At 71.4% G+C, this 8,488-nt stretch carries 11 protein-coding genes and 1 tRNA gene; 3 read left to right on the top strand and 9 right to left on the bottom strand.

Going from position 1 to position 8,488, the window contains the following annotated elements:
• Positions 1-222 precede the first annotated feature (222 nt).
• Together ACTS11_RS20505 and ACTS11_RS20510 are read left to right on the top strand one after the other, a co-directional pair.
• Positions 223-672 carry a YHS domain-containing (seleno)protein gene (locus ACTS11_RS20505; RefSeq protein WP_442642136.1) on the top strand — a complete coding sequence of 150 codons (450 nt, stop codon included), beginning with the start codon at positions 223-225 and terminating at the stop codon, positions 670-672.
• Positions 673-854: 182 nt separating this feature from the next.
• A complete protein-coding gene (locus ACTS11_RS20510) occupies positions 855-1,328 on the top strand; it encodes a CoA-binding protein (protein ID WP_442642137.1) in 474 nt (157 codons plus the stop codon).
• On the opposite strand, the gene ACTS11_RS20515 is transcribed toward ACTS11_RS20510, so the two are convergent.
• The 4 genes from ACTS11_RS20515 to hisA form a co-directional block, all read right to left on the bottom strand.
• The gene (locus tag ACTS11_RS20515) at positions 1,309-1,983 is read right to left on the bottom strand and encodes a hypothetical protein (RefSeq protein ID WP_442642138.1); all 675 of its coding nucleotides are present in this window, start codon (positions 1,981-1,983) and stop codon (positions 1,309-1,311) included. The genes ACTS11_RS20510 and ACTS11_RS20515 overlap by 20 nt on opposite strands.
• A gap of 197 nt (positions 1,984-2,180) precedes the next feature.
• On the bottom strand, positions 2,181-2,501 hold the full coding sequence (locus ACTS11_RS20520; protein WP_442642139.1) for a phosphoribosyl-ATP diphosphatase: 321 nt from the start codon (positions 2,499-2,501) through the stop codon (positions 2,181-2,183).
• The gene (gene hisF / locus ACTS11_RS20525) at positions 2,498-3,259 is read right to left on the bottom strand and encodes an imidazole glycerol phosphate synthase subunit HisF (protein ID WP_442642140.1); all 762 of its coding nucleotides are present in this window, start codon (positions 3,257-3,259) and stop codon (positions 2,498-2,500) included. Before hisF ends, ACTS11_RS20520 begins: the two co-directional genes overlap by 4 nt.
• A gap of 74 nt (positions 3,260-3,333) precedes the next feature.
• The gene (gene hisA, locus ACTS11_RS20530) at positions 3,334-4,050 is read right to left on the bottom strand and encodes a 1-(5-phosphoribosyl)-5-[(5-phosphoribosylamino)methylideneamino]imidazole-4-carboxamide isomerase (protein ID WP_442642141.1); all 717 of its coding nucleotides are present in this window, start codon (positions 4,048-4,050) and stop codon (positions 3,334-3,336) included.
• 218 nt (positions 4,051-4,268) lie between these two features.
• On the opposite strand from hisA, the gene ACTS11_RS20535 reads away from it, so the two are divergent.
• Positions 4,269-4,667 (top strand): DUF2147 domain-containing protein, encoded by a 399-nt coding sequence (locus ACTS11_RS20535; RefSeq protein WP_442642142.1) that lies wholly within the window; start codon positions 4,269-4,271, stop codon positions 4,665-4,667.
• Between the two features lie 73 nt (positions 4,668-4,740).
• Here the strand turns inward: ACTS11_RS20535 and hisH are convergent, their stop codons facing one another.
• From hisH to ACTS11_RS20560, 5 genes are all read right to left on the bottom strand, one after another.
• On the bottom strand, positions 4,741-5,379 hold the full coding sequence (gene hisH / locus ACTS11_RS20540) for an imidazole glycerol phosphate synthase subunit HisH (protein WP_442642143.1): 639 nt from the start codon (positions 5,377-5,379) through the stop codon (positions 4,741-4,743).
• Positions 5,380-5,383: 4 nt separating this feature from the next.
• Positions 5,384-5,971 carry an imidazoleglycerol-phosphate dehydratase HisB gene (hisB, locus tag ACTS11_RS20545; protein WP_442642144.1) on the bottom strand — a complete coding sequence of 196 codons (588 nt, stop codon included), beginning with the start codon at positions 5,969-5,971 and terminating at the stop codon, positions 5,384-5,386.
• Positions 5,972-6,029: 58 nt separating this feature from the next.
• A complete protein-coding gene (locus ACTS11_RS20550; protein WP_442642145.1) occupies positions 6,030-7,202 on the bottom strand; it encodes a DUF1972 domain-containing protein in 1,173 nt (390 codons plus the stop codon).
• Positions 7,203-7,403: 201 nt separating this feature from the next.
• Positions 7,404-7,478: transfer RNA gene (locus ACTS11_RS20555), tRNA-Gly, on the bottom strand.
• An 84-nt stretch (positions 7,479-7,562) separates the two neighbouring features.
• Positions 7,563-8,234, bottom strand: coding sequence for a hypothetical protein (locus ACTS11_RS20560; protein ID WP_442642146.1), 672 nt, complete (start codon positions 8,232-8,234; stop codon positions 7,563-7,565).
• Positions 8,235-8,488: the final 254 nt, after the last annotated feature.

An 8,488-nucleotide genomic window follows, 5' to 3' on the forward strand; every position in this document is an offset into this window, starting at 1 on the left:
GCCGCCCGCCCGAACCCTGGAGCGACCCGCGCCCCGCCCGCCCGAAGCGGCGGCGCAAGGGGCTGATGCGCAAGGTCTTCGAGGAGGCCTTCGACCTCATCGAGGACATCTTCGACTGAGCGCCCCTCACGCCGCGTCACGATGCGGCGAGGCGGGGATGGCAGCGGGCGCTTTCGCTGGCAGGCTGCTCGCCGTCGTCCCCCGAACCGGAGCCACAGCCCCATGCCGTCCCGCCGCACCCTCCTCGGCCTCGCCGCGACCTTCCCCGTCCTCCTCGCCGGTGCCGCGCGCGCGGCCGAGCCGCCCGTCTTCCAGCGCAACGGCCTCGCCATCGGGGGGACCGACCCCGTCGCCTATGCCCGGGACGGCGCGCCGGTGCAGGGCGATCCGGCCCTCGCCATCGAGTGGATGGGCGCCCGCTGGAGCTTCGCGACCGCGGAGAACCGCGACGCCTTCGCGGCGGAGCCTGACCGATATGCCCCGGCCTTCGGCGGCTACTGCGCCTTCGCCGCCTCGCGCGGCTACCTCGCGCCGACGATCCCCGAGGCCTGGTCGATCCACGAGGGCCGGCTGTTCCTCAACGCGAGCCTCCGCGCGCGGGAGTTGTGGCTCGCCGAACTGCCGGGAGTGATCGCGGCGGGCGAGGCCAACTGGCCCGCCATCCTCGGCTGAGATCACATTTTCTTGCGGTCCTCTGAAAATCCGCGCCGCGAGGCCCACATAAGGGTCAGGCGCCGCGGCTCGGAACCCGCGCGCCCATCACTGTCCCTCGTTCCGTGACTGCGCCCGCCGCTTCGTGCGGGCGCTTTTTTTCGTCTCGTTCCCGGCCGCCCGCGCGTGCTAAGGCTCGGCCCATGACGACGACGCCCTCCGACGATCTGCTGCGCCGTATCCTGCGCGAGGCGAAGAGCTTCGCCTGCGTCGGCGTCAGCCCGAACCCCGTCCGCCCCTCGCACTACGTGGCGCGCTACCTCAAGCTCAAGGGCTACCGCGTGGTGCCGGTGAACCCCGGCCACGCGGGCGAGACGCTGTTCGGGGAGACGGTTGTGACGGACCTTTCCGAGATTGCGGGCGGGGTCGACGTGATCGACATCTTCCGCCGCCCCGAGGCGGTGCCGGGCATCGTCGAGCAGGCGCTGGCCATGGTGCCGCGTCCCAAGGTCATCTGGATGCAGATCGGCGTGACCCATCCCGAGGCCGCCGCCCGCGCCGAGGCGGAGGGCCTGACCGTCATCCAGGATCGCTGTCCCAAGATCGAGTATCAGCGCCTCTTCGGCGAACTCCGCATGGGCGGCTTCGCCACCGGCATCATCTCGTCGAAGCTCTGAGCCCCCGGCGGCGGAGGAGCGCCAGCCCGCCGAGCCCGGCCAGAAGCAACGCGCCCGCCGGCGGCAGGGGCATCGCCGCCAGCGGCGGAGGGGGTGTCTGGACCGTCCGCATCGAGAAGGAGTCCAGCGTGACGCCGAAGTCGAAGTCCATGTACCAGAACGTTCCGAGGGCGTTCTGCCAGGTGTCCGCCCAGTCGTTCACGAAACTGTAGGACGTCGGATAGAGGTAAGCGACGGAGTCGGCCGTACTGTAGATGTGAAAGCCTGCGATCGACGTCAGGCCGAACATGCTCCGTTGCAGGAGCGGGTGTGCATCCGCCCGGCACGAGAAGATGAAGAACCCGGAACAGGCGGTGACTCTGTGGGTGCGCCAAGGCTCGTCAAGGCCGGTCGGCGTCAGCGTCAGCGACCCCCTGCCGCTGCGGACGGCCTCGATCCGGTCGAACCCGTCGAGATAGGGGCTGTGGATCGCCACCGCCGGATCGGGCTGGATCGTCATGTACGGATCGTCGGGATCGGCATCGAACGCGTTGGTGTCGCCGAACCTGAAATGGCTGACATGCCCCGTCGCCTCGATCTGGATGGTCGCCGATAGTGCCGGCGCCGACGTCATCCCGATGGACAGGACCAGAAAAAGACCTGCGATAATGCGCATGAGAACCCCCAGTGTGATGCAACCTCCGCGGGAAAAACTGTTAAGGATTCGTTAATTCTGCGGAACCTGTCCTTTCGGGCAGGTCGCGGCCGGGCCGCAATCAAGTGATTGAAATCGAGGGAATATCGCTCGCATTGGGCCTGCGAGAATCTTTACGAATGGTTAACGCGGCGCCGGGCGCCGCGCCCGGGCGCCCGTCAGCGCGGCGCGTCCCGGGACGCCTTTTCCGCGAGACCCGACGCGCCCTCGCGCCGCTCGAGTTCGGCCAGCACGTCCCCGAGCGTGACGTCCCGGGCGGCCAGCATGACGAGGAGGTGGTAGAGAACGTCCGCCGCTTCCGACGTCAGGCGCGCGCGGTCGCCCCTGACCGCCTCGATGATCGCCTCGACGGCCTCCTCGCCGAACTTCTCGGCGCATTTCTCGGGGCCCTTCGAGAGAAGCTTCGCGGTCCACGAGGTCTCGGCGTCCGCGCCCCGGCGGGCCTCGATGGTGGCGGCGAGCCGTTCGAGCGCGGTCATGTCAGCCTCACGGGGATGCCGGCCGCGGCCATGTGCGCCTTGGCCTCGGCGATGGTGTATTCGCCGAAATGGAAGATCGAGGCGGCGAGGACCGCGCTCGCATGGCCCTCGAGCACGCCCTCGACGAGGTGGTCGAGCGTGCCGACGCCGCCGCTCGCGATGACCGGCACGCCGACGGCGTCGGCGATGGCGCGGGTGAGCGGGATGTTGAAGCCCTGCTTCGTGCCGTCGCGGTCCATCGAGGTCAGCAGGATCTCGCCCGCGCCCTTCGCCGTGACCGTCTTCGCGAACTCCACCGCGTCGATGCCGGTCGGGCGGCGGCCGCCATGGGTGAAGATCTCCCACCTGCCGGGCGCGACGGTCTTGGCGTCGATGGCGCAGACGATGCACTGGCTGCCGAAGCGGTCGGCGGCGCGCGCCACCACGTCGGGATCGGCCACGGCGGCGGAGTTGAAGCTGACCTTGTCGGCCCCCGCGAGGAGGAGGTTGCGCACGTCCTCGACCGTGCGCACGCCGCCGCCGATGGTCAGCGGCATGAAGCACTGCTCGGCCGTCCGGGTGGCGAGGTCGTACATCGTGCCCCGGTTCTCGTGCGTGGCGTGGATGTCGAGAAAGCACAGCTCGTCCGCGCCCGCCGCGTCGTAGGCCTGCGCCTGTTCCACCGGGTCGCCCGCATCGCGCAGGTCGACGAAGTTGACGCCCTTGACCACGCGGCCGTCGGCCACGTCGAGGCAGGGAATGATGCGGGTCTTGAGCATGGGCATTGCCTAGACGATTGCGGGGGCGCGGGGAAGGCGGGCGTGGGGTTGCGTATTTCAGGAAAGATGAAGGCTCAGGCCAGCGCCGCGAGCGCCTCGCGGAGGTCGAGCGCCCCGTCGTAGAGCGCGCGGCCCGAGATCGCGCCCGCCACGACGCCGGTGTCGCGCAGGCGCACGAGGTCGGCGAGGGAGGAGACGCCGCCGCTCGCGATGACGGGGATCGCGGTGGCGCGGGCGAGCGCGGCCGTGGCCGCCACGTTCGGGCCGCCCATGGCGCCGTCGCGGTCGATGTCGGTGTAGATGATGGCCGCGACGCCCGCATCCTCGAAGGCGCGGGCGAGGTCGGTGGCGGAGAGGTCGGTCTGCTCGGCCCAGCCCTTGGTCGCGACGCGGCCGCCGCGCGCGTCGAGCCCGACGGCGACCTGCCCGGGGAAGGCGCGCGCCGCCGCGCGCACGAGGTCCGGGTTCTCGACGGCGACCGTGCCGAGGATCACGCGCGCGATGCCCTTGCCCAGCCAGGTCTCGATCGTCGCCATCGTGCGGATACCGCCGCCGAGCTGCGCGGGAACGGAGGTGGCGGCGAGGATCGCCTCGACCGCGGACCCGTTCACGGGTTCGCCCGCGAAGGCGCCGTTGAGGTCGACGAGGTGGAGCCATTCGCAGCCCGCCTCCTCGAAGGCGCGGGCCTGCGCGGCGGGGTCGGCGTTGAAGACGGTCGCCTTCTCCATCTCGCCGCGCAGGAGCCGCACGGCCTGGCCGTCCTTGAGGTCGATGGCGGGGTAGAGGATCATGGGCCGGCCCTTCTGCGGAATGCCCGCCGCTTCTGGCGCAGGCGGGGGGCGGAGGCAAGTCCGGCCGATGGCGGCGCGCCCGGGGGTGCACCGGGGGCGTTCCGGGGGCGCCCCGGGGGAGCCACGGGGGAGCCACGGGGGAGCAACGTCATGCTGGACAGGGGCGGGGGGCGTTCGGCACTCTCCGCGCATCGGTTCTTGGGAGGAGATCGGAACCCATGCGGAAATACCTTCTCGGCGCGGCCGTGCTGATGGCGATGGCGGGCGCGGCCTCGGCCGACGCGCTTCTCGGCGACTGGCGCACGGCGCCCGACGACAACGGCAATACCGGCATCATCCGGATCGTGCAGTGCGGCACCTCGCTCTGCGGGACGCTGGTGCAGGCCTTCGACGCCTCGGGCAACCCGATGCAGACGGAGAACGTGGGCCGCCAGCTCATCTGGGACACCAACCCGACGACGGATGCGGGCGAGTATCGCGGGATGCTCCATTCGCCCGACCGGGGACGCGACTACCGCTCGCGCCTGAGCCTGTCGGGCGACGCGCTGACGGTCTCGGGCTGCGTCATGGGCGGCGCGATCTGCCGCGAGGGCGGCACCTGGCAGCGGGTGAACTGAGGCCGGCCCCCGTCCGGGGGCGCCAGGCCCCGAATGCGCCCCGTCAGGGGCGCGAGGCCCGGAATGCTCCCCGTCAGGGGCGCCAGCCGAGAAAGTTCGCGATCAGGCGGAGGCCGGCGCGCTGGCTCTTCTCGGGGTGGAACTGGGTGCCGACGACGTTGCCGCGCGCGACGATCGCCGTCACCGGCCCGCCGTAATCCACATGCGCGAGCAGGTCGCCGGGTTCGGCGACCTGCATCGCGTAGGAATGCACGAAATAGGCGTGGTCGCCCGTGGCGATCCCGTCGAGCACGGGGTGGGCGCGGTCGATCACGAGGTCGTTCCAGCCCATGTGCGGCACCTTGAGCGCGGGGTCGGCGGGCGCGATGCGCCTGACCTCGCCCGGCACCCAGCCGAAGCCCTCGACATCCTCGTATTCGCGGCCCCAGGTCGCGAGCATCTGCATGCCCACGCAGATGCCGAGGAAGGGCACGCCGCGCACCTCCACCGCCTCGATCAGCGCCGCTTCCAGCCCGTCGAAGCCGCGCAGCCCCCGCCGGCAGGCCGGGAAGGCGCCGTCGCCGGGCAGGACGACGCGGCTGGCGCGGGCCACCGCCTCGGGGTCCGAGGTGACGATCACGGGCTCGGCGCCCGTCTCGGCGGCCATCCGCTGGAAGGCCTTCTCGGCGGAGTGCAGGTTCCCCGAGTCGTAGTCGACGAGGACGGTGGTCATGGACTCAGAGCGTGCCCTTGGTGGAGGGGATCGCGTCGGCGCGGCGGGGATCGGGCTCCACCGCCTCGCGCAGGCTGCGCGCCACCGCCTTGAAGGCGGCCTCGGCGATGTGGTGGCTGTTGATCCCGGCGAGCTTCGTGACGTGCAGCGTCAGACCCGAATGGGTCGAGAGCGCCTGGAAGAACTCGCGCACCAGCTCGGTGTCGAATGTGCCGACCTTCGCGGTGGGGAAGTCCACGTCCCAGACCAGATAGGGCCGCCCCGAGAGGTCGAGCGCCGCGCGCACCAGCGCGTCGTCCATCGCGAGGTGGAAGGCGCCGTAGCGGCGGATGCCGCGCTTGTCGCCGAGGGCGGCCGACAGCGCCTGGCCGAGCGCGATGCCCACGTCCTCGACGCTGTGGTGGTCGTCGATGTGCAGATCGCCCGTGCAGCGCACGCTGAGGTCGATCAGCGCGTGGCGGGCGAGCTGGTCGAGCATGTGGTCGAAGAAGCCCACGCCCGTCGCGTTGTCGTAGGCGCCCGTGCCGTCGAGGTTCACCTCGACGGAGATGTCGGTCTCCGCGGTCTTGCGGGCGATCTTCGCGCTGCGCATGGTCACTCTCCGGTTGCGGCGGGCCGCTTATAGGGCGGGGGCCGCGGCTTGGAAAGCGTCAGAGGTCGAGGAGGTCGAAATAGGCTTCGGCCACGTCGTCCCAGCGGTAGCGGCGCGCGGCGACGGTGGCGAGCGCGGCGCCCATGCGCGCGGCCTCTCGCGGGGCGGCGGCGAGGCGGGCGACCCCGGCGGCGAGAGACGCCTCGCCGGTGAAGGGTGCGGCTGCGCCCCCGGTCGTGGCACGATTGTAGGCGCAGTCCCAGGCGAGGATCGGGACGCCGAAGCCCATCATCTCGACCAGCGCGGGGTTGGTGCCGCCGGCGGAATGGCCGTGGACATAGAGCCACGCGCCCTCGCGGATGGCGCGGAGGCGGGCCGGGTCGTACTCCGCCTCGACGAGATGGAGGTGCGGGGCGCCGTGCCAGCGCGCGCGCAGCGCGCGGCCGTGGCGGGTGCCGGACCAGTTCGACACCATGACGAGGGGCTGGCGCAGCCGGCGGGCGAAGGTCGCGAGGATGGTCTCGAGGTTGTTCTCGGGTTCGGCGCGGGCCACGGCGAGGGCGTAGCGGGCCGGAAGCCGGAGGTCGCCGATGCAGGCGGGAGGAACGGCGCGGGCATGGTCGCCGCCATAGGCGATGACGCGGGGGCGGCGGCCGTGGCGCGCCTCGACCTCGGCGGCGAGCGCGGCGTTGTCGGCCACGACGGCGTCGGCGGCGGCGATGGCGCGCGCCTCCGACCAGGCGAGGACGCGGCGCGCGGTGCCGCCCCACTTGGCGCGAGCGGCCTCCCTCCCGTCGACGTTGACGACGAGGCGCCGCCCGGTCAGCGGCCGGAGCGCGGCGAGCGGCCCGCCGCCCGAGACCCCGAGGAGGAGGAGACTGTCCGCGCCGCCGGGCGCGGCCACCTCGGCCAGCGCGGAGAGCCCGTCATAGGCGATGGAGGCGGCGCCGTTGGCCGACAGCGGCAGGTAGCGCAGGCGCGCGCCGTGATGCGTGGCCGGACGCAGGGGCCCCGCGCTCGGCCCGCTGCACCAGACGGTCAGCCGGTCGGCGATGCCGCGCGCCGCAGCGGCGCGGACGAGCTGGTCGGCCAGCGTCTCGAAGCCGCCGTAACGGGCGGGCAGGCCGACGGTGCCGAGGATGGCGGCGCGCCGACCCCGGAACCTGCGGCGCGAGAGGGCGGGCGCCGAAAGCGCGGCGTCGTAGCCGGAGCCGTCGGGGGGCGGGCTCATCCCCGCCGCCTTCCGCGCCGCGCGTGCCGATGGTCCTGCATCGCAATTCCCCGTCCGTATTGGATCGGGGGGCAGAGTGGGGCCACATGCTTGAGAAAGGATGAAGGCGGCCGGACGGGCGGCGGAGGCGGGCGCCGGAAACGGAAAGGGCCGCCCGATAGCGACCCTTCCGGCGGACCCCCGTGCGCGGTCCGGAATTACTGGAGCGGGTGATGAGATTCGAACTCACGACCCTTACCTTGGCAAGGTAATGCTCTACCCCTGAGCTACACCCGCTCGCTTCGTAGGGCCGTCTTCTAGGGCCGCCCGCCACCGGCTGCAAGAGAAAATTTCGCCCCTTTCCGCCCGTCACCGGGCGCCTCAGCTCGTCGTGATGTTCACGTCGTCGATGGCGAAGAATTCCTCCGAAATCGGCTGGCCGGTGCCCGATCCGACGCCGAAGGTCAGCGTGTCGCCGGGGTTCGAGACGGTGATCGTGTAGGTGGCGCGGCTGTCGGCGCCGTGGCTGCCCGCGCCGACGTGGCTGTTGTTGTACTGTTGTGTCACCGCGACCGTCACGCCGGGGGCGCCGAGGTCCGTCGTGGTGATGTTGCCGTGGTTGTCGGCATAGAGCGCGACGGGCTGGCCGTTGATGAAGATCGTGGCCGCCTCGCCGCTGAGGTCGTCGATGCCGAGCATGTCGAAGCTGATCGTGGCCGAGGACGCCCCCGGCGGCACGGCGAGGGAGAGCGTCGCAAGCTCGCCCGGGCCGAGTTGCAGCACCTCTCCGAAGCCCGCGAGGTTGGCGACCGTGCCGCCCACCCAGTCGCCGAGGCCGCCCGAGAAGTCCGTCGACAGGAGCGAGCCCACCTGCGCGAAGGTGGTGCGGATGGAGATGCCCGAAATCGTGTTCCCGGTCTCGGAGCTCAGCGCCTCGACCCCGCTCGAGACCATCGCGACGGTGGCCATGCCGAGGCCGGCGATCCCGGCCGTGATCACGACCCAGTCGACCGTCACCGCCCCGTCTTCGCGCGCCAGATACTGTCGGAACACGACCAGCACTCCCAAAAAACGATGGGGACAGGGTTTCAGCCGATTTTGACCAAGTCGTGGCAGGAACGGCGCGGGAACGGGGCCGCGCCGCTTTCCTGTCGGTTTTTCGGCGCTTTCCCGCTCTCAGCGCGCCTCGGCCGAGAAGTTGTCGACGCCGAACCACTCGTCGTTGATCGGCTGGTCCGTGTTGGAGGCGATCCCGAGGGTCACGCTGTTGCCCGGGTTCTGGACGGTGATGCTGACGGTGGTGACGG

Origin of the sequence: Roseicyclus sp., assembly GCF_052168335.1 — a bacterium.
In the GTDB taxonomy this organism is placed as follows: domain Bacteria; phylum Pseudomonadota; class Alphaproteobacteria; order Rhodobacterales; family Rhodobacteraceae; genus Roseibacterium.